The sequence below is a fragment of the Burkholderia sp. SRS-25 genome, assembly GCF_004343765.1.
Classification (GTDB): domain Bacteria; phylum Pseudomonadota; class Gammaproteobacteria; order Burkholderiales; family Burkholderiaceae; genus Burkholderia; species Burkholderia contaminans.
This window is the reverse complement of the sequence record NZ_PTXM01000046.1, coordinates 1-24,926: the sequence shown is the minus strand read 5'-3', so window position 1 is coordinate 24,926 and position 24,926 is coordinate 1. Positions and strand designations below refer to the sequence as shown.

The 24,926-nt window shown below is 66.0% G+C and carries 21 protein-coding genes; 4 read left to right on the top strand and 17 right to left on the bottom strand.

Annotation, left to right across the window (positions count from 1 at the left end; all coding sequences use genetic code 11):
* Positions 1–181 precede the first annotated feature (181 nt).
* The 7 genes from C5O79_RS37655 to C5O79_RS37625 form a co-directional block, all read right to left on the bottom strand.
* The gene (locus C5O79_RS37655; RefSeq protein WP_122473488.1) at positions 182–1,015 is read right to left on the bottom strand and encodes an OmpW family outer membrane protein; all 834 of its coding nucleotides are present in this window, start codon (positions 1,013–1,015) and stop codon (positions 182–184) included.
* Positions 1,016–1,033: 18 nt separating this feature from the next.
* Positions 1,034–2,275: a DUF2957 domain-containing protein gene (locus tag C5O79_RS37650; protein ID WP_046547415.1), complete on the bottom strand. Its 1,242-nt coding sequence runs from the start codon at positions 2,273–2,275 to the stop codon at positions 1,034–1,036.
* Positions 2,276–2,425: 150 nt separating this feature from the next.
* Positions 2,426–3,847: a DUF2957 domain-containing protein gene (locus tag C5O79_RS37645; RefSeq protein WP_122473489.1), complete on the bottom strand. Its 1,422-nt coding sequence runs from the start codon at positions 3,845–3,847 to the stop codon at positions 2,426–2,428.
* 435 nt (positions 3,848–4,282) lie between these two features.
* On the bottom strand, positions 4,283–5,233 hold the full coding sequence (gene argC, locus C5O79_RS37640; protein ID WP_039366852.1) for an N-acetyl-gamma-glutamyl-phosphate reductase: 951 nt from the start codon (positions 5,231–5,233) through the stop codon (positions 4,283–4,285).
* Positions 5,234–5,387: 154 nt separating this feature from the next.
* Positions 5,388–5,960 (bottom strand): flavodoxin family protein, encoded by a 573-nt coding sequence (locus C5O79_RS37635; RefSeq protein ID WP_039366855.1) that lies wholly within the window; start codon positions 5,958–5,960, stop codon positions 5,388–5,390.
* A gap of 216 nt (positions 5,961–6,176) precedes the next feature.
* Positions 6,177–6,770 carry a YbhB/YbcL family Raf kinase inhibitor-like protein gene (locus C5O79_RS37630; protein WP_122473490.1) on the bottom strand — a complete coding sequence of 198 codons (594 nt, stop codon included), beginning with the start codon at positions 6,768–6,770 and terminating at the stop codon, positions 6,177–6,179.
* A gap of 255 nt (positions 6,771–7,025) precedes the next feature.
* A complete protein-coding gene (locus C5O79_RS37625) occupies positions 7,026–7,712 on the bottom strand; it encodes an orotate phosphoribosyltransferase (RefSeq protein ID WP_011350651.1) in 687 nt (228 codons plus the stop codon).
* 460 nt (positions 7,713–8,172) lie between these two features.
* Here C5O79_RS37625 and C5O79_RS37620 point away from each other — a divergent pair, with 460 nt between their 5' ends.
* The gene (locus C5O79_RS37620) at positions 8,173–10,443 is read left to right on the top strand and encodes an NADP-dependent malic enzyme (protein ID WP_039366863.1); all 2,271 of its coding nucleotides are present in this window, start codon (positions 8,173–8,175) and stop codon (positions 10,441–10,443) included.
* A gap of 149 nt (positions 10,444–10,592) precedes the next feature.
* Here C5O79_RS37620 and C5O79_RS37615 read toward each other — a convergent pair whose 3' ends face one another.
* Complete coding sequence (locus C5O79_RS37615; protein WP_122473491.1) at positions 10,593–14,183, bottom strand: indolepyruvate ferredoxin oxidoreductase family protein; 3,591 nt, start codon at positions 14,181–14,183, stop codon at positions 10,593–10,595.
* Positions 14,184–14,513: 330 nt separating this feature from the next.
* Between C5O79_RS37615 and C5O79_RS37610 the strand changes: the two genes are divergently transcribed.
* Entirely contained in the window at positions 14,514–14,708 is a 195-nt protein-coding gene (locus C5O79_RS37610; protein WP_046547411.1) for a hypothetical protein, read from the top strand.
* A 135-nt stretch (positions 14,709–14,843) separates the two neighbouring features.
* Here C5O79_RS37610 and hppD read toward each other — a convergent pair whose 3' ends face one another.
* The gene (hppD, locus tag C5O79_RS37605; protein ID WP_122473492.1) at positions 14,844–15,941 is read right to left on the bottom strand and encodes a 4-hydroxyphenylpyruvate dioxygenase; all 1,098 of its coding nucleotides are present in this window, start codon (positions 15,939–15,941) and stop codon (positions 14,844–14,846) included.
* Positions 15,942–16,153: 212 nt separating this feature from the next.
* On the opposite strand from hppD, the gene C5O79_RS37600 reads away from it, so the two are divergent.
* On the top strand, positions 16,154–16,678 hold the full coding sequence (locus C5O79_RS37600) for an Lrp/AsnC family transcriptional regulator (protein ID WP_011350656.1): 525 nt from the start codon (positions 16,154–16,156) through the stop codon (positions 16,676–16,678).
* A 58-nt stretch (positions 16,679–16,736) separates the two neighbouring features.
* Here the strand turns inward: C5O79_RS37600 and C5O79_RS37595 are convergent, their stop codons facing one another.
* From C5O79_RS37595 to paaA, 8 genes are all read right to left on the bottom strand, one after another.
* Positions 16,737–17,384 (bottom strand): GNAT family N-acetyltransferase, encoded by a 648-nt coding sequence (locus C5O79_RS37595; protein ID WP_039366876.1) that lies wholly within the window; start codon positions 17,382–17,384, stop codon positions 16,737–16,739.
* Positions 17,385–17,619: 235 nt separating this feature from the next.
* Positions 17,620–18,225: a TetR/AcrR family transcriptional regulator gene (locus C5O79_RS37590; RefSeq protein WP_006482923.1), complete on the bottom strand. Its 606-nt coding sequence runs from the start codon at positions 18,223–18,225 to the stop codon at positions 17,620–17,622.
* Between the two features lie 16 nt (positions 18,226–18,241).
* Complete coding sequence (locus C5O79_RS37585; RefSeq protein WP_122473493.1) at positions 18,242–19,066, bottom strand: DUF1835 domain-containing protein; 825 nt, start codon at positions 19,064–19,066, stop codon at positions 18,242–18,244.
* A 128-nt stretch (positions 19,067–19,194) separates the two neighbouring features.
* A complete protein-coding gene (gene paaE / locus C5O79_RS37580) occupies positions 19,195–20,283 on the bottom strand; it encodes a 1,2-phenylacetyl-CoA epoxidase subunit PaaE (RefSeq protein ID WP_122473494.1) in 1,089 nt (362 codons plus the stop codon).
* Positions 20,284–20,288: 5 nt separating this feature from the next.
* A complete protein-coding gene (paaD, locus tag C5O79_RS37575; RefSeq protein ID WP_046547407.1) occupies positions 20,289–20,849 on the bottom strand; it encodes a 1,2-phenylacetyl-CoA epoxidase subunit PaaD in 561 nt (186 codons plus the stop codon).
* A gap of 27 nt (positions 20,850–20,876) precedes the next feature.
* Entirely contained in the window at positions 20,877–21,680 is an 804-nt protein-coding gene (paaC, locus tag C5O79_RS37570; protein ID WP_046547406.1) for a 1,2-phenylacetyl-CoA epoxidase subunit PaaC, read from the bottom strand.
* Positions 21,681–21,690: 10 nt separating this feature from the next.
* Positions 21,691–21,975 carry a 1,2-phenylacetyl-CoA epoxidase subunit PaaB gene (paaB, locus tag C5O79_RS37565; protein ID WP_027788585.1) on the bottom strand — a complete coding sequence of 95 codons (285 nt, stop codon included), beginning with the start codon at positions 21,973–21,975 and terminating at the stop codon, positions 21,691–21,693.
* Between the two features lie 40 nt (positions 21,976–22,015).
* Complete coding sequence (gene paaA, locus C5O79_RS37560) at positions 22,016–23,014, bottom strand: 1,2-phenylacetyl-CoA epoxidase subunit PaaA (RefSeq protein WP_124474196.1); 999 nt, start codon at positions 23,012–23,014, stop codon at positions 22,016–22,018.
* Positions 23,015–23,213: 199 nt separating this feature from the next.
* Here paaA and C5O79_RS37555 point away from each other — a divergent pair, with 199 nt between their 5' ends.
* The gene (locus C5O79_RS37555) at positions 23,214–24,482 is read left to right on the top strand and encodes an SGNH/GDSL hydrolase family protein (RefSeq protein WP_131932297.1); all 1,269 of its coding nucleotides are present in this window, start codon (positions 23,214–23,216) and stop codon (positions 24,480–24,482) included.
* Positions 24,483–24,926 lie beyond the last annotated feature (444 nt).

Genomic DNA, 24,926 nt, shown 5'->3' with positions numbered 1-24,926 from the left:
AGCCAGTCCAGCAGCCAAGTGCTTGAAGTGCCTTGCGATCGAGCAATTCTTCCTCCTGACTTCCTTAAAGTCAGGCGTCAGGTTACGCAATCACCCTCAAACCCTCCACGGTTTCCTGCGATGAACCTTTTTTTTGCCTGCGATTTTGTCGCGGCCTTCCCTTCCTCGTCCGTCGCGGCGCTCAGAACTTGTACGTCATCCCGACGTAGCTGATGATCGGGTCGGCTTTCAGGTCCGATTTCGACTCCGAGAGCACCGTGCCGTCGGCCGCCTTGATCGTCACCGTCGACGTCGTCTTCAGCGGGATGTACGTGACCGACGCGATCAGCCCGAAATGCTCGGTCATGTTGTACTGCAGGCCCGCGTTGAACACCGGCTGCCATGACGACGACGCCTTCGCCTCCACCGATGTCGTACCCGGCTTGCCCGCGCCCGCTGCGAGAATCGCGCCGAGGTTGTCCTGCGTCTGCTTGATGAAGTTCGTGTTGAGCTGCAGGTCGCTGAACCAGTTGTACGACACGCCGAGGCCGAGGAACGGCCGGAACTTCGCGTTCGCCGCCCCGAAGTAGTACTGCAGGATCGCCGCCGGGCTCCACTGCCGCACGCTTTTCACGATCGGGTTGACCGAGCCCAGCCCGATGTTCTGCGTGCCGAGCGCGCCGGCCGGGCCCGGCGGCTTGATCGTGCCCTGGCCCGACACCTTGAACACCGGCGGCACGCCGGCCACCGACGTGACCGCGATATGGTCGGTCAGGAAGTGGCTGACCGTCAGGCCCACGGTGTCGGCGCCGCTCGTGTGCAGCCCGGTGCCCGGCGACGTGAACGACGACGGCAGCCGCAGCGGTGTGTTGATCGGCGTCGGCGCGACGTTGGTCGTCATCGGCGTGCTGCTCTGCTGCGGCATGATATGGAACCAGCCCAGCGTCACGACGTTGCTGCCGGCGCTCTGCGCATGCGCCGCGAGCGGCACCACGGCGGCGGCGCCGGCCGCCGCGCAGAGAAGGGTCTTCTTCATCACGGCTTTCCCCTCCGCTTACTGGACGAATGCGCCGATCGTGAAATACGGCGTCGATCCCGCGTTGTCGAGGAAACCGAACACGCCACCCGTGAAGATGAACTTGCCGGTCGGCGACGTGCTGCCCGAGCCCGTGTGAATCGTCGTGACCGTGCCCGGCACCTTCTGCGTGTAGTCGAGATCGAGCGCGGTCGCGAGCGAGGCCTGCGACGCGTTGAACGGATCGAGCAACGTGGCCTGCTTGTCGATCAGCGCGGTGGTCCGGTAATCGAACTGGCTGTCGACGCCGATGTATTCGCCGTTCTGCGAGCCGGCCGCGATCGCCGTCTGTGGCGAGAGGATCGAGATGCTCGATTCGTCATCGGCGGTAAGGCCCGGCACGCCGTTGGCGTCCGGCGTCGGGTTCGGGTTCGCGACACCCGTGCGCACGAGGATCGGCACGAGCTGGTTGCGCAGCTTGCCGACGATCATGAAGCCCTTGCCCTGCGGCGTTGCCGACAGCGTCGGCTTCAGCTGGCTCGCGTAGTTGTTCGACTGGAACGCGCCGCTGCCGTCGGCCGACTGCACGAAGTTCGTGCCCTGCTGCGTGCAGGCGCCGCCCGCGAACTGGCCGGTCGTGTCGCACTTGGTCCACGTGCCGTCCGCGTTGATCGTCACCTTCGCGTCGATCGACGCAGGCGCGAACTTCTGCGACGGCACTTCGCCGAAGCCGATGTGGCTGTACGTGCCCGCGACCTTCGTGATGTCGGTTTCGATCGACGAGAAGCCGATGAACGGGTAGTACGGGAACTTCGTATCGGGCACCGCGGCCTGGCCGAGCACGCCGTCGAACTGGATTTCCTTGCCGGGAATCGTGCCGCCCGCGACGCCGAAGCCGACGAAGATGCGCGCCGGGCGCGACGCATCGAGGCTCGCGCCGTTCAGCCGGAACGCGCACTGGTTCAGCTTGTTGGTCGGCAGCAGCGTTTCCTGCGTGAGCGTGCCGCTGTCGACGGTGCCGGCGCGGGTCGGTACGACGGTGCCGGTCTTTTGCGGGACGGCCGATTCGACGTAGGTGACCTGCCAGGTCATCTTGGTCGTGTCGAGCTGGACTTTCGCGAGTTCGCCGCTGCCCGCGCCGCCCGTGAACACCGTGTTGTAGTCGAGCGTGGCGGGGCAAAGCCGGTCTTCGACGAGCGGCGGCGGATTGTCGCTGCCGCCGCCGCAAGCGGAAAGAAGGGGGGCGGCAAAGGCCGCCGCCAGAATGAGGTTGCGCTTCATGTTGCTCCTCCAGATTTGTCTTGTGCGGCGGCCAGCTCCCTGTCGGCCGCTTCTGTTGGTCGTGCTCGTCCTGCTTGCGCCGTGCCGAGCGCCTTCGTGCCTTCCCTGCGTCACGCGACGGCGGTCAGCCCGCCGTCGCGCCCTCGTTCGCTACTTGCTGATCTGCGCGCCCACGCCGAAGTACGGTGTCGACGACGTCGTCGAATTCGCCGACGTCGGCGTGACGCCGCCGTTCACCGTGCCCTGGATCAGCGCCGCGTACAGGCCGCCCGTCGCGATCACCACGCCCGATGCGGACGGGTAGCTCGCGCCGCTCGGCGGGGCGGTCGTCGCGTTCAGCAGGCCCGGCGTCGTCTGGCCGTAGTCGAGCGTGAAGCCGTCTTCCTCGACCTGCGTGGACGGGTTGATGAACGACGCGTTGCCGCCGCGGATCAGCGCGGCCGTGTACTTGAAGTTCGAATCCGCGCCCGCGTAGCCGCCGTCGATCGCGCCCGACGTGATCGACGTCGCCGCGCCGAGCACCGCGATGCCCGATTCGTCGTCGACCTGCGCGTCGGTGTGCAGCGGCGGCGTGCCGAGGTTCACGTTGCCCGTGCGCACGATCACCGGCACCGTCGCGCCGTTGAGCTGGCCGATCACCATGTGCGCGGTCGCCGACTTGCCGGTCGCGCCGACGATCGGCAACTGCGTTTGCGGCAGCGTCTGCGGCGCCTTCGTGCTGTCGAAGTAGCCGCCGTTCGCGGTGTTCACGGTCCACGGGTTGCCGGTCGTCTGGCAGCCGCCCGAACTGGTCGACGTGCACGCGCCGTTCGCGTCGAACGTCTCGCTCGAGTTCGAACCCTTCGTCGCGTAGTTGCCCGACGGCACCAGGTGGTAGATCAGCGCGTTGTACGTGCCCGGCAGCTTCGAGATATCCGTCGTCGTGCTTGCGAAGCCGAGGAACGGATAGAAATCGAAGTGACGGTTGGGCACCTGGCCGACGTTTTGCACGAGGCCCGGGATGATCGTCAGCCCGTCGTACTGGATCGTCGCGCCCGGAATGCCGCCGCCTGCGACACCCATGCCGACCAGCAGCATCGGCGGGTTCGCCTGGTTGAAGTCGGCGGCCGTCGAATAGGTCGTGCCGTTCGGCGCCTTGCCCGAGCCCGGCGTGAGGATGAACGCGCAGCGCGTCTGCTCGGCGGTCGGCAGCACGCCGGTCGGCGGGTGCATGACCGCCCCGGTGATCGTCGTGCCGACGCGGCTCGGCGTGACCGTGCCGGTCGCGAGCGGAATCGGCGATTCGAGCCACTTGAGTGTGTAGGTCATCGCCACGGCGTCGATGTTGACGCTGACGATCTCGCCGCTACCGGCGCCGCCGAGGTACGTGCTCTTCACGATGTCGGCGTTGGCCGGGCACAGTGCGCCGTTGATGGGCTGTGACGGCGGCGGCCCTTGCGTGCCGCAGCTGGATCCGGAACATTGGGGCGCATTGATCGGCGCGGGTGCGCCGCCGTCCCCCCCACCACATGCAACCAGGAAAGGGGCAATGGCAAAGGCCGTTGCCACCCCCTTCGATAAGGTGTGCGACATGCCGCTGTCTCCAATCGTTTAATTGTGCGAGCTAATGTCGCCGCCTTGATTTTTGCTGTCAATTGATGAACCCGTCTAAAAAAGGCGATTGAAACAGGTATCGAGTATTGAATCCTTGTCCGACACGGCATTCGGTAAGAATTAAAACGCGGGACAGGCTGCTGAAAGCGGCCGGAGTGGGGAATGTGCGACGCCGGAGAGGCCGGCGCGGAGCCTTCCTGCGTATAACGGCAGCGCTTAAAGCGGCGGTATCCGGTTTATCCCTATTCGGGATTGACTGGATAAAGAAGGAGCGGGATTAATTCACTGGTAATCGCGCAATGGAAAGCTTGTAAATATTTGTAAATGCGCGATCCGGAATTTTTTATTTATTGCCTGATACGGGTAAATAAAAAGCCGGCCAGTGGCCGGCTTTGCATTGCATGCGATGATGAATCAGCGTTTGAGGCCGGCGTCCTCGGCCGCGCCGATGTTCAGGTTCATGCACTGGATCGCGGCGCCCGACGCACCCTTGCCGAGGTTGTCGAGGCGCGCGACCGTGACGAAGCGCTCCGCGTTGCCGAACACGAACAGATCGACGCGGTTCGTGTCGTTGTTCGCCTGCACGTCGAAGAAGCCGCCGTCGAGGTTCGCATCCGCATCGAACGGCGCGACGCGCACGAACGCTTCGTCCGCGTAGTACTCGGCGAACACGCGCTGCACGTCCTGCGGCGTCGCGCGCTTCGCGAGCTGCTCGGGCGTGAAGTAGGTCGTCACCGCGAGGCCCTTCAGGAACGGACCGACGATCGGTGTGAAGATCGGCGGGTTCGCGAGGCCCGTGTGCGCGGCCATTTCCGGCAGGTGCTTGTGCGCGAGGCCGAGCGCGTACGGGCGCGGGCTGGCGAGCTTGCCGCCGGGCGCGGCGTTCTCGTACTCGGCGATCATCGACTTGCCGCCGCCGCTGTAGCCGGTGATCGAGTAGCTGTGCGCGGCGAACGTCGGTGCGACGATGCCCGCATCGACGAGCGGCCGCATCGCGAGCACGAAAGCCGAGGCGTGGCAGCCTGGCACCGCGATACGCTTCGACGTGCGAATCTTCTCGCGCTGCGCGCGGGTCAGCTCGGGCAGGCCGTAGGCCCAGTCGGCGCTGGTGCGGAACGCGGTGCTCGCGTCGATCAGCGTGGTGTTCGGGTTCTCGACGAGCGACGCGGATTCACGCGACGCGACGTCCGGCAGGCACAGGAACGTGACGTCCGACGCATTGATCAGGCGGCGGCGCTCGTCGACGTCCTTACGCTTCGCTTCCTCGATGCGCAGGATCTCGATGTCGCTGCGTGCCGACAGGTATTCGAAGATCTTGAGGCCGGTCGTGCCTTCCTGGCCGTCGACAAAAACTTTGGTGCTCATTTCGCTCTCACTGAATGAAACGGGGGCCCGCGCCCTGAAACCGCCATTTTAAGACGTCATCCGGCGGGCCTGCACCGCGCGGGGCGAAAAAAAGACGGCCGGCGGGCCGTCTTGTGTCCCTTTGACGCCGGCCGCAGCGGGCGCCAGGGCGTACTCAGCCGCGGCCGGCGACCCAGCGGGCGGTCGCTTCGGCAACACGCCGGCCGAATGCCTTGCCGGTCTCGAGGTCGCCCGGCAGCGGGCCTTCGTCGGGCGTCGAATCGGCCGGCGACTGCGCGAGCAGGCCCGTCGAGCCGCCCAGGTAGTTGATGTCGTTGCGCGTGGCTGCCTTCGAGTTGGCCGGCATCAGGCTCGTGCCGACCCATACCATCCCATGCTGCATCGACAGCGTGACGAAATATTGAATCGTCGAGAACTTGTCGCCGTTCATCGTCGCGGAGTTCGTGAAGCCCGCGGCGATCTTGTCCTTCCATTTCTGCGTGAACCACGCTTTCGACGTCGCGTCGGCAAACTGCTTGAACTGCGCCGACGGGCCGCCCATGTAGGTCGGCGCGCCGAAGACGATCGCGTCGGCCGCGTCGAGCGCGGCCCAGCCCGCGTCGTCGACGTCGCCGACGGCGAGCAGGCGCACGGTCGCGCCGGCATCCTGCGCGCCTGCGTGCACGGCCTCGGCCAGTTTCTGCGTGTGACCGTAGCCGCTGTGATAGACGATGACGATGTTCGACATGAAGCGTTCTCCGGAAAGGAACGGGAACGGCGGACCGCAGGCTCGCCGCGTCACGCGTCGCCGGTGGGCGGCGCGGCGGATGCGCGGCATGGCGCCGCGACCGGTAACGACGAGTCTAGCAAGCCGAAATGACGGGAAAACGCGTGAGCGCGGAGAACGTCGTTTCGCGGCGGCCGGCAATCGCGGCGGCGTGCGATGCCCGGCGCCCCATGCCCGTTACTGCCCGTAGTTGACCGTGAGTTGCGCGGTGCCGATCGCCAGCGTGCCGATCTCGTGCTCGAACATCGGCGCGGGGCGGCCCTGCGCGACGCGCAGGTCGTCGCCCTTGAGCGCATAGACGGTGATCACGTAGCGGTGCGGCTTGCCCGGTGGCGGGCACGGGCCGCCGTAGCCGTCGATCCCGAAGTCGTTGCGCGCCTCGCTCGCGCCGATGCGCCGCAGGAAGCCGGACGCGCTTGCGTCGGCTGGCAGGCTCGTGACCGTCGCCGGAATGCCCGCCACGGCCCAGTGCCACCAGCCGTGCCCCGGGGCGTCGGGATCGAAGACCGTGACCGCATAGCCGCGCGTGCCGGGCGGCGGGTTGTGCCAGGTGAGCTGCGGCGAGTGGTTGCCGCCCTTGCAGTCGCCGCGGTCGAACACGTTCGCGGCGCGGACGCGCCCGCCCGGCGTCAGGTCATCGCTCGTCACGGTGAACGGGCCTTCCGCATGCGCGGGCAGGGCAGAGAGGACGGCGGCGTAAAGGAGGGCGGCGAGGAACGGCGACGGGCGACCCGATGGCGCAGGCGGAGTGATCTGGCGATCCACACGCATATGGCGCTTCTCCCGTCACGTGGGCCGGACCGATGCGTCCGGCGTTGTTGGCGTAGTGCGTTGCCTGCGCAACTGATGGCAGCGATGGATCAAGTCTAGCATTAGGGTTCGATGAGCGACGCACGCCGCGACCCGTGGTCGCGATCGTTTCCTGCGCGAATCGACCGGCGCAAAATCGACGGACGAAAAAAAACCGCCCGCGGTGAAGCGGGCGGCTCGTTCAGCCAGGACGCCGGCCGGCGGGCCGGCGCGGCATCAATCCTTCGGGGACGTTGCGCCGCCGTGCGCAGCCGACCACTCGGCCGGTGCGTGCAGGAATTTCTCGACTTCGTCGAGCGTCTTCGTCTCGAAGTAGCCCGAGGCCTTCGCGACGCGCAGCACGTCCCACCACGTCGCGAGCGCGTGCAGGTCGACGTCGATGTCCTTCAGGACCGACACGCTTTCCTTGAAGATGTTGTAGTGGAACAGCACGAAGCAGTGGTTCACCGTCGCGCCCGCGGTGCGCAGCGCGTTGACGAAGTTGATCTTGCTGCGGCTGTCGGTCGTCAGGTCTTCCACCAGCAGCACGCGCGAGCCTTCTTCCAGATGGCCTTCGATCTGCGCGTTGCGGCCGAAACCCTTCGGCTTTTTGCGCACGTATTGCATCGGCACCATCATCCGGTCCGCGATCCACGCCGCGAACGGGATGCCGGCCGTTTCGCCGCCCGCCACCGCGTCGATCTGCTCGAAGCCGATGTCGCGCGTGATCGTCGTTTCAGCCATTTCCATCAGCGCGCGGCGGACGCGCGGGTACGAAATCAGCTTGCGGCAGTCGATATAGACGGGGCTTGCCCAGCCGGACGTGAAGATGAACGGTTTTTCTGCGTTGAAGTGCACTGCCTGTACTTCGAGCAGGATTTTGGCGGTCGTATCCGAGATCGACTGACGATCGTAGCCTGTCATGGGCATTCCTTGGGTGATGAGCGAAGAGCGGGCGCGGGCCCGGTGGCGCAGCAAGGGGAACCTGCCCAGGGGGCCGGGGCGCGATCGGACGGCCAATCGCATCGCTGCGCGCGTAGCCCGCTATTTTACCCGATTCAGGCCGGTTTTCGGCGGAATCCGCGCGGGTTCGACGCGCGGCTCACCACCGGCGAAACAAGTGGGGCTGGATCGCCCGCGCGCTGAGGCGGAGGATGCGGCGTTGCACCAACATGCGTCATTTAGGGGGTGTACACTAGGCGACCCTTAGAAATCGTTCAGTACTTTGTACTTTCCTCTTGCCACCCGCCAAGGTTCGATGGCGTGCCGACCCGGCGCGTCGCGTGCCGTCTCGCAGTCGATCACCCCCTCGATTCAAGCAGACGCGGCCGAAGGTGCTGCGTACTGAACCGTCAATATTTCGCATGTCTCTCGCAGGTCAATCATGGACGAACAACTGAAGCAGGCCGCACTCGCTTATCACCTGAACCCGAAACCCGGCAAGATTTCGGTCACCCCGACCAAGCCGCTGTCGAACCAGCTCGATCTGTCGCTCGCGTATTCGCCGGGCGTCGCCGCTGCGTGCGAAGCGATCCACGCCGATCCGCTCGACGCGCAGAAGTACACGTCGCGCGGCAACCTCGTCGGCGTCATCACGAACGGCACCGCCGTGCTTGGCCTGGGCAACATCGGCCCGCTCGCCGCGAAGCCGGTGATGGAAGGCAAGGGCTGCCTCTTCAAGAAATTCGCGGGCATCGACGTGTTCGACATCGAACTGTCGGAGTCCGACCCCGACAAGCTCGTCGAGGCGATCGCGATGCTCGAGCCGACGCTCGGCGGCATCAACCTCGAGGACATCAAGGCGCCGGAATGCTTCTACATCGAGCAGAAGCTGCGCGAGCGCATGAAGATCCCCGTTTTCCACGATGACCAGCACGGCACCGCGATCATCGCGTCGGCCGCGATCCTGAACGGCCTGAAGGTCGTCGGCAAGAAGCTGTCCGAAGTGAAGCTCGTGTGCTCGGGCGCGGGCGCAGCGGCCATCGCGTGTCTGGATCTGCTCGTGAACCTCGGCCTGACGAAGTCGAACATCCTCGTCGCCGATTCGAAGGGCGTGATCTACGAAGGGCGCGGCAACCTCGATCCGTCGAAGCAGCGCTATGCGGCGACCACCGACGCACGCACGCTCGCCGACGCGATCGTCGGCGCGGACGTGTTCCTCGGCTGCTCGAGCGCGGGCGTGCTGAAGCAGGACATGGTCAAGACGATGGGCGACAAGCCGCTGATCCTGGCGCTCGCGAACCCGGAACCGGAAATCCGCCCGGAAGACGCGAAGGCCGTGCGCCCGGACGCGATCGTCGCGACCGGCCGTTCGGACTACCCGAACCAGGTCAACAACGTGCTGTGCTTCCCGTTCATCTTCCGCGGCGCGCTCGACGTCGGCGCGACGACGATCACGGAAGAAATGAAGCTCGCGTGCGTGCGCGCGATCGCCGAGCTGGCGCAGGAAACCGACCAGAGCGAAGAAGTCGCGAAGGCGTATGAAGGCCACTCGCTCGAATTCGGGCCGGACTACCTGATTCCGAAGCCGTTCGACCCGCGCCTGATCATCAAGATCGCGCCGGCCGTCGCGCAAGCCGCGATGGACTCGGGCGTTGCCACCCGCCCGATCCAGGACATGGACGCGTACCGCGAGCAACTCGGCGCGACCGTCTACCGCACCGGCATGGTGATGCGTCCGGTGTTCGCCACCGCGAAGCAGAAGCAGGCCCGCATCGTGTTCGCCGAGGGCGAAGACGAGCGCGTGCTGCGTGCCGCGCAGTTCGTGCTGCAGGAAAAGATCGCGAAGCCGATCCTCGTCGGCCGTCCGTCGGTCATCGACATGCGCCTCGCGAAGATCGGCTCGAAGCTGAAGGCCGGCACCGATTTCGAGATCGTCGATCCGGAAGACGATGCGCGCTACCACCGCTACTGGCAGGCGTATCAGGAGATCGGCGCGCGCGACGGCGTGACGCCGGAAGTCGCGAAGGCCGCGATGCGCAAGTTCAACACGCTGATCGGCGCGATGCTCGTGCATCTGGGCGACGCGGACGGAATGATCTGCGGGATGATCGACACGTTCCACAGCCACCTGAAGTTCATCGAACAGGTGCTGGGCCGTGCGAAGGGCGCCGAGCACTTCGCGGCGATGAACCTGCTGATGCTGCCGGGCCGCAACCTGTTCGTGTGCGATACGTACGTGAACGAACTGCCGAGCGCCGAACAGCTCGCCGACATGACGATCCAGGCCGCGGCCGAGATCGAGCGCTTCGGCATTGCGCCGAAGGCTGCGCTGCTGTCGAACTCGAACTTCGGCAGCGCGCCGTCGGCGTCGTCGCGCCGGATGGGCGAGGCTCGCAAGCTGATCGTCGAACGCGCACCGAACCTGGAAGTCGATGGCGAAATGCACGGCGACGCGGCGCTGTCGGAGCTGATCCGCAAGCAGGCATTCCCCGGCACGACGCTGTCGGGTGAAGCGAACCTGCTGATCATGCCGAACGTCGAAGCGGCGAACATCGCGTACAACCTGCTGAAGATGGTCGGCGGCGAAGGCGTGACGGTTGGCCCGTTCCTGCTCGGCGCGGCGAAGCCGGCCCACATCCTGACGCCGGCTGCGACCGTGCGCCGGATCATCAACATGACGGCCGTTGCCGCCGCGAACGTGAACACGAAGTAAGTCCACGCCCGCGTGTGCCGCGCTTCACGCGCGGCGCAATGAAAAACGCCACGGAACCTGCGTTCCGTGGCGTTTTTTTATCGTGACGCGACGTGAGCGGATTGCCGCTCGCCGGCGGGCATCCGGCCGCGAATGCCCGCCGCGTGCCGTCAAGCGACCTGCTGGTGCGACTGGCCGCCCGCCGGCGAACGCCATTTCGCGAGCAGCGTGTCCCACTTCTGGCGTACCGCGCGCAGGTTGTTCTCCTTCACGTGGCCGTAGCCGCGAATGCCGTCCGGCAGCGCCGCGAGCTCGAGGGCGAGCGGGCGGTTGGCCGCGCTCAGCTTGGCGAGCACTTCGCCGATCAGCGCTTCGTACTCGCCGATCAGCGCGCGCTCGGTGCGCCGCTCCTCGGTACGGCCGAACGGGTCGAGCCCGGTGCCGCGCAGGAACTTCGCTTTCGCGAGCATCCGGAACGCCGACATCATCCACGGGCCGTAGGCCTTCTTCACGAGATGGCCGTGGGCGTCCGTTTTCGCGAACAGCGGCGGCGCGAGGTGGAATTTCAGCTTCCAGTCGCCTTCGAACTGCGCGGTCAGGCGCGCGAGGAACGCCGGATCGGACTGCAGCCGCGCGACCTCGTATTCGTCCTTGTACGCCATCAGCTTGAACAGGTTGCGCGCGACCGCTTCGGTCAGCGGCTCCTGCATCGTGTCGCCGTCTGCCAGCGCGCGCTCGGCCGCGCGCACCTTGTCGACGAATGCCGCATAGCGAGACGCGTACGCGGCGTTCTGGTACGCGGTGAGGAATTCCACACGCTTCGCGATCAGCGCGTCGACCGCCTTCTTCGTATGCAGCGAAATCACCGTGGCGCCTTGCACGGGGCGCGCGTCGCCGGCCGCGGCCTGTTTCACGCTCGCCAGGTCGTGCGCGGCGCGGCGGCCCCAGTCGAATGCCGCGCGGTTTTTCTCGACCGATACCGCGTTCAGCTCGATCGCCCGGACGAGCGACGCGAGCGTGAGCGGCAGCCAGCCTTTTTGCCACGCGTAGCCGAGCACGAACGGGTTCGTGTAGATCGCGTCGCCGAGCAGCGCGACCGCAAAGCGGTTCGCGTCGATGAAATCGACGGCTTCACCGGCCGCCGCGCGGATGTCGTTCTCGGCGGACAGGCCCGGGAACGACCAGTTCGGGTTCTTGATGAACTCGGCGGTCGGCGTCTGCGCGCTGTTGACGACCACGCGCGTCGTGTCGTGGCGCATCCGCGACGTGCACTCGTCGCCGGCCGTGACGATCGCATCGCAGCCGATCACGAGGTCGGCCTCGCCCATCGCGATTCGCGTCGCGTGGATGTCGGTCGGCGCGTGCGAGATCTGCACGTGGCTCATCACGGCGCCGCCTTTCTGCGCAAGGCCGGTGACGTCGAGCACGGTCACGCCCTTGTTCTCCAGGTGCGCGGCCATCCCGAGCAGTGCGCCGATCGTGACGACGCCCGTGCCGCCGACGCCCGTGACGAGCACGCCGTATGCGCGGTCGATGTCCGGCAGCGTCGGTTCGGGGATCGACGGCAGTGCGTTGCCGTCGACCGACACGGCCTTCGGCTTCTTCAACTGGCCGCCCTCGACCGTGACGAAGCTCGGGCAGAAGCCCTTCACGCACGAGAAGTCCTTGTTGCAGCTCGACTGGTTGATCTGGCGCTTCGTGCCGAATTCGGTTTCCAGCGGCTCGACCGACAGGCAGTTCGACTGCACCGAGCAGTCGCCGCAGCCTTCGCACACCGCGTCGTTGATCACGACGCGCTTGGCCGGGTCCGGATACGTGCCGCGTTTGCGGCGACGGCGTTTCTCGGTCGCGCAGGTCTGGTCGTAGATCAGGATCGTCGTGCCTTCGATCTCGCGCAGCTCGCGCTGCACGTCGTCGAGCTGGTCACGGTGGTGGATCGTCACGCCCGGCGCGAGCAGCGCCTTCTGGCTGTCGTACTTCTCCGGCTCGTCGGTGACGATCACGATCTTCTTCGCGCCTTCCGACGCGAGCTGGTGCGTGATCTGCGGCACCGTCAGCACGCCGTCGACCGGCTGGCCGCCCGTCATCGCCACGGCGTCGTTGTAGAGGATCTTGTAGGTGATGTTCGCCTTCGACGAGATCGCCGCGCGCACGGCCAGCAGCCCCGAGTGGAAATAGGTGCCGTCGCCGAGGTTCGCGAACACGTGCTTCTCGTCCGTGAACGGCGCCTGGCCGATCCACGGCACGCCTTCGCCGCCCATCTGGCTGAAGGTGCTCGTGCTGCGGTCCATCCACACGGTCATGTAGTGGCAGCCGATGCCGGCGATCGCGCGCGAGCCTTCCGGCACGTTGGTCGACGTGTTGTGCGGGCAGCCCGAGCAGAACCACGGCTTGCGCTCGGTCTGCACGTGCGGCTTCGCGAGCGCCATTTCCTTTGCGTTGATCACGGCGAGGCGCGCGGCGATGCGTGCCCGCACGTCGGACGGCAGCTCGAACTTCTCGAGGCGCGTCGCGATCGCCTTCGCGATGATCGCGGGCGACAGTTCGTAGTGCGCGGGCAGCAGCCAGTTGCCCATCGGCACCGACCATTCGCCGCCGGCGCCGTCCTTCTCGTCGAACTTGCCGAACACGCGCGGACGTTGCCCGTCGGGCCAGTTGTACAGCTCTTCCTTGATCGCGTATTCGAGGATCTGGCGCTTTTCCTCGACGACGAGGATTTCGTCGAGCCCCCGAGCGAACGCCTGTGCGCCCTGTGCTTCGAGCGGCCACACGCAGCCGACCTTGTAGAGCCGGATGCCGATCCGCGCGCAGGTTTCGTCATCGAGCCCGAGGTCGGTCAGTGCCTGGCGTACGTCGAGGTACGCCTTGCCGCCGGTCATGATCCCGAAGCGCGCGCTCGGCGAATCGATCTCGATGCGGTCGAGCTTGTTCGCGCGCACGTAGGCGAGCGCCGCGTACCACTTGTAGTCGAGCAGCCGTGCTTCCTGCACGAGCGGCGGGTCGGGCCAGCGGATGTTCAGGCCGCCTTCCGGCAGGATGAAGTCGGTCGGCAGCACGATCTCGGTGCGATGCGGGTCGATGTCGACCGATGCCGACGATTCGACCACGTCCGTCACGCACTTGAGTGCGACCCACAGGCCCGAGTAGCGGCTCATCGCCCAGCCGTGCAGGCCGAAGTCGAGATATTCCTGCACGTTGGACGGGAACAGCACCGGCAGCCCGCAGGCCTTGAAGATGTGTTCGGACTGGTGCGCGAGCGTCGACGATTTCGCCGCGTGGTCGTCGCCGGCGAGCACCAGCACGCCGCCGTGCTTCGACGAGCCGGCCGAGTTCGCGTGCTTGAATACGTCGCCGGTGCGGTCGACGCCCGGGCCTTTGCCGTACCACATGCCGAACACGCCGTCGTGCTTCGCGCCGGGGTACAGGTTCACTTGTTGCGAGCCCCACACGGCGGTGGCGGCGAGATCTTCGTTGAGGCCGGGCTGGAAGACGATCTGATGGGCTGCCAGGTGCTGCTTGGCTTTCCAGAGCGACAGATCGAGGCCGCCGAGCGGCGAACCGCGGTAGCCGGAGATGAAGCCGGCCGTATTGAGACCGGCGGCGCGATCGCGTTCCTGCTGGAGCATCGGCAAGCGCACGAGGGCCTGGATGCCGCTCATGTACGCGCGACCGCGTTCCAGTGTGTATTTGTCATCAAGCGTGACGGACTTCAGCGCGGCTTCTAGCGACGCGCGTTGGCCTGCGTCTAGCGGGGCATTCATTAACAGTCTCCTCCACCCAGTTTGGGATCACCAAAACTCGACTGCTTCGGGCGTCTTGTGGACGCGTCGGCAGTGGCCGGCATATTGGCCGGTTTTAAGCGATGGTAGCACTGGGGCAAACCCGCCGCCCATCGGTTGGAATGCGGGGGGATTGCGGCGCTGCGTCAGAAAAACAGGGCAGAACCATGCGTTACATCATGTAAAAGCATGTAAAGCCTGCCCCATCTTCGTGCAAACGCCGTTAATCTTGTCGGCCTGCCGGAGGTGCCCGGCCGCGTTGGCTTGTTTCGACGCGATCGGGGAGGCGCCGGCAGTTTTACAGGAGGTGCAATGAACACACGTCATATCCAGAGTTTCCTGATCGTGTCCGCCGCGTTTTTCTCGATGACCGGCCCGGTGCACGCGCGAGGCGCGAGCGCACTGGCGGCAGCCGGCGCGCAGATGCAGCAGATCGTGCCGGCCCAGGACGCCGTCGCGCAGCCGTCGGCCGAGCGCGCCGTCGAGTCGAAGGCGAACGCGCGTTGATCCGCTCGCGCGGCCAGCGGGCCGCGCCGGAATGCGAAAAGGGCGGGAATCCTCGGATTCCCGCCCTTTTTCTATGCGCCGCCGGATCGCGCGGGCTGCCGGGATGCCGCCCCAGGCAGCCGCCCGCCGGATGCGTCAGGCCTTGTCCTGCACGACGCCGCGGCGAATCTGGTCGAGTTCGATCGATTCGAACAGCGCCTTGAAGTTGCCTTCGCCGAAGCCCTGGTTGCCCTTGCGCTGGATGATCTCGAAGAAGATCGGCCCGATCTGGTTCTCGGTGAAGATCTGCAGCAGCAGGTCGTCGCGCGCGCCGTCGATCAGGATCTTGCGTTTCTTCAGTTCGTCCAGCGATTCGCCGTGGTTCGGCACGCGGCGGTCGACCAGCTCGTAATACGTGTCGATCGTGTCGAGCAGCTTCACTTCCTTGCTGCGCAGGCCATCGACCGCCTTGTAGATGTCGGTGGCGCCGAGCGCGATGTGCTGGATGCCTTCGCCATGGTAAGCGTCGAGGTATTCCTGGATCTGGCCGGCCGTATCCGAGCCTTCCTCGTTGATCGGAATGCGGATCTTGCCGCACGGCGACGTCATCGCCTTCGACTTCACGCCCGTCACCTTGCCTTCGATGTCGAAGTAGCGCACTTCGCGGAAGTTGAACAGGCGCTCGTAGAACTCCGCCCATTCCTGCATGCGGCCGCGATGCACGTTGTGCGTCAGGTGGTCGATGTAGGTGAGGCCGTGGCCGACCGGGTTCGGGTTCGCGCCGGCGATCGGCTCGAAGTCGACGTCATAGATGCTGATGTCGCCGATGGCGCCCGGTTGCGCGCCGTTCTTGCCGCGCCAGCGGTCGACGAAGTAGATCAGCGAATCGCCGATGCCCTTGATCGCCGGGATGTTCAGCTCCATCGGGCCCGTCTTGTTGTCGAAGCCCCATGCGCCGAGCTCCAGCGCGTGTTTGTACGCTTTCGCGGCGTCCTGCACGCGGAACGCGATCGCGCAGATCGACGGCCCGTGCAGGCGCGCGAAGCGTTGTGCGAACGAATCGGGTTCGGCGTTGATGATGAAGTTGATGTCGCCCTGGCGGTACACCGTCACATCTTTGTGGCGGTGGCGCGCGATCGCGGTGAAACCCATCCGTTCGAACAGCTGTCCGAGCGCTTTCGGGTCCGGTGCCGTGTATTCGATGAATTCGAAGCCGTCGGTGCCGACGGGGTTGTCCCAGTTCGGGATCTGCATGGCGTGTCTCCTGTGGGGGCGATCGGCCGGGGCGACGTGCGCAGGCCCGGCCTGGTTCGATGTCGAATGTGGCGCACGCGGCGGCGAGCGCGACGAATCGGTACGTGCGACAGAGTGTAGCGGGCAGCCGCGAGCGTAAACTTGCGAACTTAATTGCCCGAACCTACGATGGCGCAATTTCCAGTCTTAAACCATTCATTGGAGGGCAGAAGATGGCGCAAGCCGAATTGGATGCCATCGATCGGCGAATCCTCGCGATTCTTCAGGAGAACGGGCGCCTGTCGAACCAGGAGATCGCCGAGCGTGTGAACCTGTCGCCGAGCCCGTGCCTGCGGCGGATCCGGCGGCTCGAGGAGATCGGCGTGATCACCGGCTATGTCGCGCTGCTGAATCCGCAGAAGCTCGGGCTCGACCTGCTCGCCTACGTGAGCGTGCGGCTCGAGAAGCGCGGCGGCCTGGCGCCGGTGCGGGCCGACGAAACGTCGGCGCGGGCGGGCGCGACCCATGCGGAGCTGTTCCGCGCGGCCGTGCAGACCTGGCCGGAAGTGGTCGCGTGCCACGCGATGACGGGGGACATGGATTACCTGCTGCGCGTGCAGGTCGAGGACATGGCGCATTTCTCCCGCTTCGTGCAGGAGCACCTGCTGCATCACCCGTCGGTGATCGACGTGAAGACGAGCTTTTCGCTCGAATGCTTCAAGGAAACGACGGCGTTGCCGATTCGTTCGGTGCGCTAGTGCGCGGCGGGGAAGGGAGAGGCCGGGCGCGCGGCACGCGCGGCCCGGCTGGCCGACATTACGCCGTCAGCGCGGCGGGCATCAGCGATTCGATGAACTTCGTGGTGCGGCGCGCCTGGCGCTTCATCGCGTAGTCGAACACCGCGGCCTGCTCCTGCAGCATCTCGGCGATGATCGTCGAGTGGTCGGCCGGCGGCAGCGACAGGTACGCATCGGCTTCGCCGTACGCGTACTCGATCCGCATCCCGGACTTCTTCGCGATGTGCATCATCGTCGCGTTACGCGACAGGCAGTGCATGTACAGCATCGTCACGTGCGTGTTGCGGCTGCGGATCGCCGCGCGCTCGAACAGCTTCGAGCCGACGCCGCGGCCGCGTGCGCTTTCGAGCACCGACACGCCGAATTCGGCCGTGCGCTTGTCGCCCTCGGCCGGCAGGTAGGCCAGGTGGCCGACGCCGATCAGTTCGAGGTCGTGGTCGAACACGCCGAACACGGTGTCGCGACCGAAGTCGATCGTGCGGACATAGTTCTCGATCACGTGGTCGGGCACCATCTGGCCGAAGCGCAGCAGGCGGTCCTCTTCGTCGAGCGAGAGAAAGTGGGTGAGCATCTGCTCACGGTCTTTGGAAGCCAGTTCCCTGACGAGAACCGGCGCACTGCCGACCGTGCCGACGACTTCGGCAGGGCCGTTGAATTGCGTGTTCATCGTGGGTTCCTCAGTGTGTGGCTGCACAAGCGGGTTGTGCAATGCAACAGCATTTTACCCGACGAGGGTTGGGGAAAACCCGTATTTGACGTTATTTGTGCCGAGGGGAAATTCTAAAACCGTTTAGTTAATTCTGTATCTATTTGATTTTTAACGGATTTAAAATTCATCATATGAAACGCACGACGGGCGGTCGCAGTGTACCCGTCGCGCAACGCATGCTGCTGCGCGGCAATCAGGCCGCCGTCGACAGCCCGCGTTCGATCAGGTCGATCACCTGCTCGGCGAAGTCGCGGTAGCCGAGGCGGCCGCCCGGCTTCAGCCATGTGAACGTCCAGTTGATCATCCCGAACACCATCATCGTCACCGATGTCTGGTTTTCCTTCGAGATGCGGTCCGGGTACGCGCGCGCAAGCTGGCGCGTGAATGCCGCGACGATGTCGCGCTGGCGGTCGAGCACGATTTCGCGCTGCGCGTCCTCGAGATACTTCACGTCGTTGAGCAGCGCGACGTGCCGGCTGTGCGACGTCTCGTACTCGGCGAGGAACGCGCGCACGAGCTCGGCGAACGCGTCGCGTTCGCTGAGGCCGCGCCGCTGGCTCGCCCCTTCGACCTCGGCAATGATCAGCATCAGCCGTTTCGTGTAGCGGTCGAGCAGGTCGAACAGGATCGCTTCCTTGCTCTCGTAATAGTGATAGAGGCGCGCCTTCGACGTGCCGCTCGCGGTCGCGAGATCGGACATCGACGTGCTCGGGTAGCTCGTCTGCGCGAATTTCTCGGCGGCCAGATCGAGGATCTGCTCGCGCTGGGATTCGTGGTCGGGCGCTCGGGTACGGGCCATGGTCGAAAACGGAAGATTAGCGGTGCGAGGTGGCCGTGCGGGCCGCGCGCACCTGCGTGGAAGAGAGGGCGTCGGGCGCGTCGTCCTGCAGCTCGAGCCGGCCGGCTGCCGCGAGTTCGCGGCAGCGCCACCAGGCGATCGAGTCGCTGACGAACAGCCCGCCGCGGTCGGCGTCAGCCATGATGCTGCCGACGAGGCGCGCCGCAGGCCGCCAGTCGGCTTCCGCACGCGCGATGATCAGCGCGTCGAGGTCTTCATAGTAGCCACTCTTGATGGTGTTGCTGACCCAGTAGCGCAGCTCGGCGTCCAGGTGCTTCGCCTCCTGCCATTCGAGCGCGAGGCGGCCGATGCGCAGCACCGAGATCGGCGCGGCCACCGGGCGCTTGCGCGCCAGCTCGGCCGGCGAGAACATCCCGGTCGCACACGCCTGGTCGGTACGCGATAGCGCCGCGCGTTGCGCCGAGTCGAGATCGGCGGCCGACAGCCGCACTTCGTTCAGGCGCTGCGGGACGTTGCGCAGGTGATAGGCGACGCGGCGCAGCAGCAGTTTGTCGCCGACGCTCGGCGCATGCCACACGACTACCTGGCCCGTATCGGTCGCGAGCTGGTCGAGGCGCGCGAATTCGCCTTCGATCTCTGCATTCCAGTCGGGAATCTGGTCGCCGAGCACGCACTGCCAGAAGGCGGCGCGCGTGTCTGGCGTCTCGTCGGCGCCCTTGAGCGGCCCGACGCTGAGATCGTCGAGCAATCCGACGACGCGCTCGTCGCGTCCGGCTTGCGCAAGTGCCTCGCGCAGCGACGCGGCGGCGGTGCCGCCCTGAATCACATGAATGGTACTCATCGGCCTGTCGTCAACAAAAGAAAACCGCCGGCCGGGCGGACGTTGCGATGTCCAGCCGGCCGGCGGCCCCTAGTGTAAGCGAGATGTGTGACGGCGAGAAACCGTCCGGCGCCGCGACGCGACGTCGCTCAACGCTCGTCGTAGCTCACGACGACCTTGTCGCTGACCGGGTGGCACTGGCACGTGAGCACGAAGCCGTCCTTCACTTCATGCTCTTCTAGCGTGTAGTTCTTCTCCATCCGCACTTCGCCCTCGAGCACCTTCGCGCGGCACGTGCAGCATACGCCGCCCTTGCACGCGTACGGCAGCGCGAGGCCCGCGCGCAGGCCGACATCGAGCAGGCTCACGCCTTCGTATGGCAGTCGCAGCTTGCGCTTCTTGCCGTCGAGCACGATTTCCAGGTCGGCGGCCGGCGTCTGGTCGGTGATTTCGACGACCGGCGTACCGGCCTGCGGCAACGGCGTGCCGAAGCGCTCGACGTGCACCTTCGCCTGCGGCACGCCGGCCGCCTTCAGCGCGGCCTCGGCTGCATCCATCATCGGCGCGGGGCCGCAGATGAATGCCTCGTCGATCGCGTCGGCCGGCATCAGCGTGTCGAGGAATTCCGCGCATTTCGCCTGGTCGAGCACGCCGTTGAACAGCGCGACGTCCTGCTGGTCGTCCGACAGCACGTGATAGAGGACGAAGCGGTTCATGTAGCGGTTCTTCAGGTCCTCGAGCTCCTCCGCGAACATGATCGCGTCGACGCTGCGGTTGCCATAGATCAGCGTGAACGTGCTGCGCGGCTCGAGTTCGAGCGTCGTCTTCACGATCGCGAGCACCGGCGTGATGCCGGAGCCGCCGGAAAACGCGACGTACTGCTTGCCGTGATCGGCGTTCAGGTGCGTAAAGAACCGGCCGTCCGGCGTCATCACGTCGATCGTATGGCCCGGCTTGAGCGAGTCGAACGCGAAGTTCGAGAAGCGGCCGCCGCGCACCCGCTTGATACCGATGCGCAGTTCGCCGTCACGATCGTAGTCTGTCGTGCCGACGCAGATCGAATACGAACGGCGCGTTTCCTCGCCGTCGATGTGGGTCTTCAGCGTGACGAACTGGCCCTGCGTGAAGCGGTACGCGTCGCGCAGTTCGGGCGGCACGTCGAAGGAGACGGTTACGGCGTCGGCGGTCTCGGGCCGCACGTCGCGGATACGCAGCGGATGAAATTGCGGGGTCGCCATATCGATTAATAGGGTTTGAAGTAGTCGAAGGGTTCGCGGCAGTCGACGCAGCGATACAGCGCCTTGCAGGCCGTGGACGCGAATTGCGCGAGACGCTCGGTACGGGCGGAGCCGCAGCGCGGGCACACGGGTGCCGCGACCGGTCGCGGCACGAAGCGCACGACGTTTTCTCGCGGCGCGGTTGTGCCGCACTGGCCGACCGGCGGCGCGATGCCGTACGCGCGCAGCTTGTCGCGCGCTTCCTGCGTGATCCAATCGGTCGTCCACGCGGGGGCGAGCACCGTCTCGATCCGGTGCGGCGGGAGGTCGGCGGCCTGCAGCGCGGCCGCGATGTCCTCCGCGATCTGCGACATGGCCGGGCAGCCCGAGTAAGTCGGCGTGATCACGATTTCAAGCTGGCCGTCGTCCGCGCGGCGGACGTCGCGCAGGATGCCGAGCTCGCGGATCGACACGACCGGGATCTCGGGGTCGGGCACGGCTTCGAGCACGTCCCATGCGCGGGCGAGCAGCGGGTCGGCGTGGCGCGAGTCGGGCACGGCGTTAGCGGGGGCAGTCTGGACGGACATCGTCGGGCTCCGTGGCGGGACGGCCGGTTACCAGCTCGCGCCGGGATGCTGGCGTGCGAGGCTTTGCAGTTCGGCGAGCAGGTAGCCCATGTGTTCCGAGTGCTCGCCCTGCTTGCCGGTCGTCACGTGCTGCACGGGGGCCGGCAGCGTGAGCGTCGCTTCCGCGAGCGCGTCGTCCACGTCCGCGCGCCATGCGGCTTCGAGCGTGGCCGGGGCGGGGGCGATGCCCTCGGCGGCGACCGCGTCATCGATCGCATCGGCGGTGAAGAATTCGCGCGTGTACGGCGTCAGGTAGTCGAGCGCGCTCTGCGCGCGACGGTGCGATTCGTCGGTGCCGTCGCCGAGGCGAACGAGCCACTCTCGTGCGTGCTGCACGTGATAGCGGGTCTCCTTCACCGATTTCGCGGCGATCGCGGCGAGCTGCGTATCGGTCGACGTTTCGAGCGCGCTCCACACGTGCAACATCAGCACCGAGTACAGGAAGTTGCGCACGATCGTCACCGCGTAGTCCTTGTCGGCGTGTGCGGTGCCGGCGACCGGGCCGTAGTGCGGCAGCTCGGCGAGTGTGAAGTTCGCGAACTCGCGCTCGGTACGGAAGTACGCGTAGTCGTCCTCGGTCTTCGTCGCGCCGGTGAGCTGGCGCTCGAGTTCGGCCGCGTGCGTATACAGCATGCGCGCCTGGCCGATGAGGTCGAGGCTCATGTTGGTGAGCGCGATGTCTTCCTCGAGGATCGGGCCGTGGCCGCACCATTCGGCGTTGCGCTGACCGAGGATCAGCGTGTTGTCCGCGAGGCGCAGCACGTAGGAGAGGTGTTCGGGCGTGATCGTCATGGCGCGGGCGTTACATGTGGTTGACTTCGTCGGGCAGCGTGTAGAACGTTGGGTGACGGTAGATCTTGTCGCCCGCCGGCTCGAACAGCTCGGCCTTCTCGCTCGGATCCGACGCGGTGATCGCCGACGACGGCACCACCCAGATGCTCACGCCTTCCTGGCGGCGCGTGTAGACGTCGCGCGCCATGCGCAGCGCCATCGACGCGTCGGCGGCGTGCAGGCTGCCGCAATGCTTGTGGTCGAGCCCCTGCTTGCTGCGCACGAACACTTCCCAGATCGGCCATTCCTTGTTCATCACTTTCTCCTGAATCCTGAATTCGATGGTGTGCCGCCGCTCAGGCGGCGTGCTGTTCGGCGCGCGCGCGGCGCTTTGCTTCGTGGGCGAGAGCGGCTTCGCGTACCCATGCGCCGTCCTCGTGCGCTTTCACGCGGGTCGCGAGGCGTTCCTTGTTGCACGGGCCGTCTCCGTTGACCACGCGCCAGAATTCGTCCCAGTCGATCGTGCCGTAGTCGTGATGGCCGCGCGCCTCGTTCCACTTCAGGTCGGGGTCGGGCAGCGTCACGCCGAGCACCTTCGCCTGGTCGACCGTCGCGTCGACGAACTTCTGCCGCAGGTCGTCGTTCGTGATCCGCTTGATGCCCCATTTCGCGGACTGGTTGCTGTGGACCGAATCGGCGTCGCTCGGGCCGAACATCATCAGCACCGGCCACCACCAGCGGTTCACGGCCTGCTGGACCATCGCGCGTTGCGCGGCGGTGCCCTTCATCATCGACAGCAGCGCATCGAAGCCCTGGCGCTGGTGGAACGATTCTTCCTTGCACACGCGGATCATGGCGCGCGCGTACGGGCCGTACGTGCAGCGGCAAAGCGGGATCTGGTTCATGATCGCGGCGCCGTCGACGAGCCAGCCGATCACGCCGACGTCGGCCCAGGTCGGTGTCGGGTAGTTGAAGATGCTCGAGTATTTCGCCTTGCCGGCGTGCAGCGCGTCGATCAGCGAATCTCGCGACACGCCGAGCGTTTCTGCCGCGCTATACAGATAGAGGCCGTGGCCGGCTTCGTCCTGGACCTTCGCGAGCAGGATCGCCTTGCGCTTCAGGCTCGGCGCGCGCGAGATCCAGTTGCCTTCGGGCAGCATGCCCACGACTTCCGAATGCGCGTGCTGCGAGATCTGGCGTACCAGCGTCTTGCGATAGGCGTCGGGCATCCAGTCCTGCGGTTCGATCTTGCCGTCGGCGGCCATGACCGCATCGAACCGCGCCTGCTCGGGCGACTCGGCGGTGGCGTCGAGTGGCGCGACGTTGCCGGGGATGTCGAGGGATTGCGTGTACATGGCGAGGCTCTCGTCCGGTTGAATGTGTGCGAAGTATAAACCAACCGACCGGTCGGTTAATAAATTTCTTGCGGATTTGCGGCGAGACTCGGGTAAACGAGGGACGTCGGGGCACGATCGGAGGGTGTGATGGTGATCCGGCGCGTGGGGTTCGCGTCTTCTGCGGCACAATGCCCGCTTTCCGACGAGGATTTTGCCGATGTCATTTCGAAGCAGTATCGCCGCAGCCGTGCTGGGTGCGGCCGTCTTTGTCTCGCCGCTCGTGGCGTCGGCGTCGGCCGCGCCGGCCGGATGGGTGGCCGCGTGGGCGACCGCGCTGCAGCCGATTCCCGACCTTGCCGCACCGCCGCCGCTCTATCGCGCACCCGACGTGGCTGGGCGGGCCGTGCGCCAGATCGTCTACCCGACGGTGTCGGGGCGTGCTGCGCGGATCCGCATCAGCAATGCATACTCCCGTGCGCCGCTGGTCGTGGAGGCGGCGAGCCTCGCGCGCGCAGGCGAAGGGGCGGCGCTTGCCGGCGCGGCGGTGCCGGTCCGGTTCGGCGGCAAGGCGTCGGTGACGCTTGCGCCGGGCCAGGAACTCGAAAGCGATCCGGTGGCGATCGACGTGGCGGCCGGGCGACCCTATGCGATCAGCCTCCAAATGGGGGCAAACGAGCGGATGACGGTCTGGCACCGCGTGTCGAACCAGTTCAATTACGTGTCTGCACCCGGTGATCACGTGAGTGATCCGGGCGCCGCGATGTTCCGCACCCGCTTTACTCAATATGCATGGGTGAGCGAGCTCGCGGTCGAAGCCGGTTCGGCGCGCGCCAGCGTAGCGGCGATCGGCGATTCGATTACCGACGGGCTGCGCTCGAGCGTGAACCGGAACCGCCGCTGGCCGGACGCACTGGCGCGTCGACTGACCGCCGCTGGTGCGGAGTCGATCGGCGTCGCGAATCTTGGGATCAGCGGGAACCGGCTGCTCAGCGATTCGGCGTGCTATGGCACGTCGGTGGCCTCGCGGTTCGAGCGCGATGCGCTGTCGCGCGCGGGTGTGAAGGCGGCGATCGTGCTGATCGGGATCAACGACATCAACTTTGCGGCGATGCCGCCGCGGGCGGGGCTCGATTGCGACCACCCGCATACGCAAGTCACGGCCGCATCTTTGATCGACGGCTATCGCCGGTTGATCGAAGCGGCGCACCGGCAGGGCGTGAAGGTTTTCGGCGCGACGCTGACGCCGGCCGGGCTGCCGGCGGGGCGCGAGACTATCCGCCTCGAAGTGAACCGGTGGATCCGAAGCAGTGGCGGGTTCGACGGCGTGGTCGACTTCGATGCCGTGCTGCGCGATCCGGCGCACCCGAGCGTGCTGCAGCGTCGCTACGATAGCGGGGACGGCATTCATCCGAGCGACGCCGGCTACACGGCGATGGCCGACGCGGTGCCGGTCGAGCAACTGCTGGCTGCGGTGGGCGGCAAGTGACGCACTGCTATATATAGAGGGAAGTGTTGCCGGCAACGCGTAGGTCAGCGGCGCCATTTGGCCCGTCGAGCCCGAAGCCCCCGTGCGCGTCAGCGCACGGGGGCTTTTTCAAAATATTTTCACAAAGGGGCTTGCGGAGTTGGGGGCGGGTGCTTAGAATCACGCCTCTTTCGCGCTAACGGAAACACGGCGCGGGAGAAGGGAAGCAGGGTTGGCGGTGTGCTGGAGTCTGAAGCGCGCAGCCGGCCTGGAAGTTGAGCCCCGCAGTCGCAACGATGTAGTGTAAAAAGTTGTTGACGAACTGCGAAACACGGTTCATAATCTCGCTTCTCTGCTGCTGAAAACGCAGCGCTGCCGGGAAACACGAAGTTCCTCGCAGAATGCTCTTTAAAAATTAACAGCCGATAAGTGTGGGCGCTTGATGGAAGCGAGCTGATCCTCGGA

Excerpts from the sequence above, each read along its gene's own strand:
- C5O79_RS37655 (WP_122473488.1), bottom strand. The coding sequence starts at position 1,015 with ATGAAGAAGACCCTTCTCTGCGCGGCGGCCGGCGCCGCCGCCGTGGTG.
- C5O79_RS37650 (WP_046547415.1), bottom strand. The coding sequence starts at position 2,275 with ATGAAGCGCAACCTCATTCTGGCGGCGGCCTTTGCCGCCCCCCTTCTT.
- C5O79_RS37645 (WP_122473489.1), bottom strand. The coding sequence starts at position 3,847 with ATGTCGCACACCTTATCGAAGGGGGTGGCAACGGCCTTTGCCATTGCC.
- argC (WP_039366852.1), bottom strand. The coding sequence starts at position 5,233 with ATGAGCACCAAAGTTTTTGTCGACGGCCAGGAAGGCACGACCGGCCTC.
- C5O79_RS37635 (WP_039366855.1), bottom strand. The coding sequence starts at position 5,960 with ATGTCGAACATCGTCATCGTCTATCACAGCGGCTACGGTCACACGCAG.
- C5O79_RS37630 (WP_122473490.1), bottom strand. The coding sequence starts at position 6,770 with ATGCGTGTGGATCGCCAGATCACTCCGCCTGCGCCATCGGGTCGCCCG.
- C5O79_RS37625 (WP_011350651.1), bottom strand. The coding sequence starts at position 7,712 with ATGACAGGCTACGATCGTCAGTCGATCTCGGATACGACCGCCAAAATC.
- C5O79_RS37620 (WP_039366863.1), top strand. The coding sequence starts at position 8,173 with ATGGACGAACAACTGAAGCAGGCCGCACTCGCTTATCACCTGAACCCG.
- C5O79_RS37615 (WP_122473491.1), bottom strand. The coding sequence starts at position 14,183 with ATGAATGCCCCGCTAGACGCAGGCCAACGCGCGTCGCTAGAAGCCGCG.
- C5O79_RS37610 (WP_046547411.1), top strand. The coding sequence starts at position 14,514 with ATGAACACACGTCATATCCAGAGTTTCCTGATCGTGTCCGCCGCGTTT.
- hppD (WP_122473492.1), bottom strand. The coding sequence starts at position 15,941 with ATGCAGATCCCGAACTGGGACAACCCCGTCGGCACCGACGGCTTCGAA.
- C5O79_RS37600 (WP_011350656.1), top strand. The coding sequence starts at position 16,154 with ATGGCGCAAGCCGAATTGGATGCCATCGATCGGCGAATCCTCGCGATT.
- C5O79_RS37595 (WP_039366876.1), bottom strand. The coding sequence starts at position 17,384 with ATGAACACGCAATTCAACGGCCCTGCCGAAGTCGTCGGCACGGTCGGC.
- C5O79_RS37590 (WP_006482923.1), bottom strand. The coding sequence starts at position 18,225 with ATGGCCCGTACCCGAGCGCCCGACCACGAATCCCAGCGCGAGCAGATC.
- C5O79_RS37585 (WP_122473493.1), bottom strand. The coding sequence starts at position 19,066 with ATGAGTACCATTCATGTGATTCAGGGCGGCACCGCCGCCGCGTCGCTG.
- paaE (WP_122473494.1), bottom strand. The coding sequence starts at position 20,283 with ATGGCGACCCCGCAATTTCATCCGCTGCGTATCCGCGACGTGCGGCCC.
- paaD (WP_046547407.1), bottom strand. The coding sequence starts at position 20,849 with ATGTCCGTCCAGACTGCCCCCGCTAACGCCGTGCCCGACTCGCGCCAC.
- paaC (WP_046547406.1), bottom strand. The coding sequence starts at position 21,680 with ATGACGATCACGCCCGAACACCTCTCCTACGTGCTGCGCCTCGCGGAC.
- paaB (WP_027788585.1), bottom strand. The coding sequence starts at position 21,975 with ATGAACAAGGAATGGCCGATCTGGGAAGTGTTCGTGCGCAGCAAGCAG.
- paaA (WP_124474196.1), bottom strand. The coding sequence starts at position 23,014 with ATGTACACGCAATCCCTCGACATCCCCGGCAACGTCGCGCCACTCGAC.
- C5O79_RS37555 (WP_131932297.1), top strand. The coding sequence starts at position 23,214 with ATGTCATTTCGAAGCAGTATCGCCGCAGCCGTGCTGGGTGCGGCCGTC.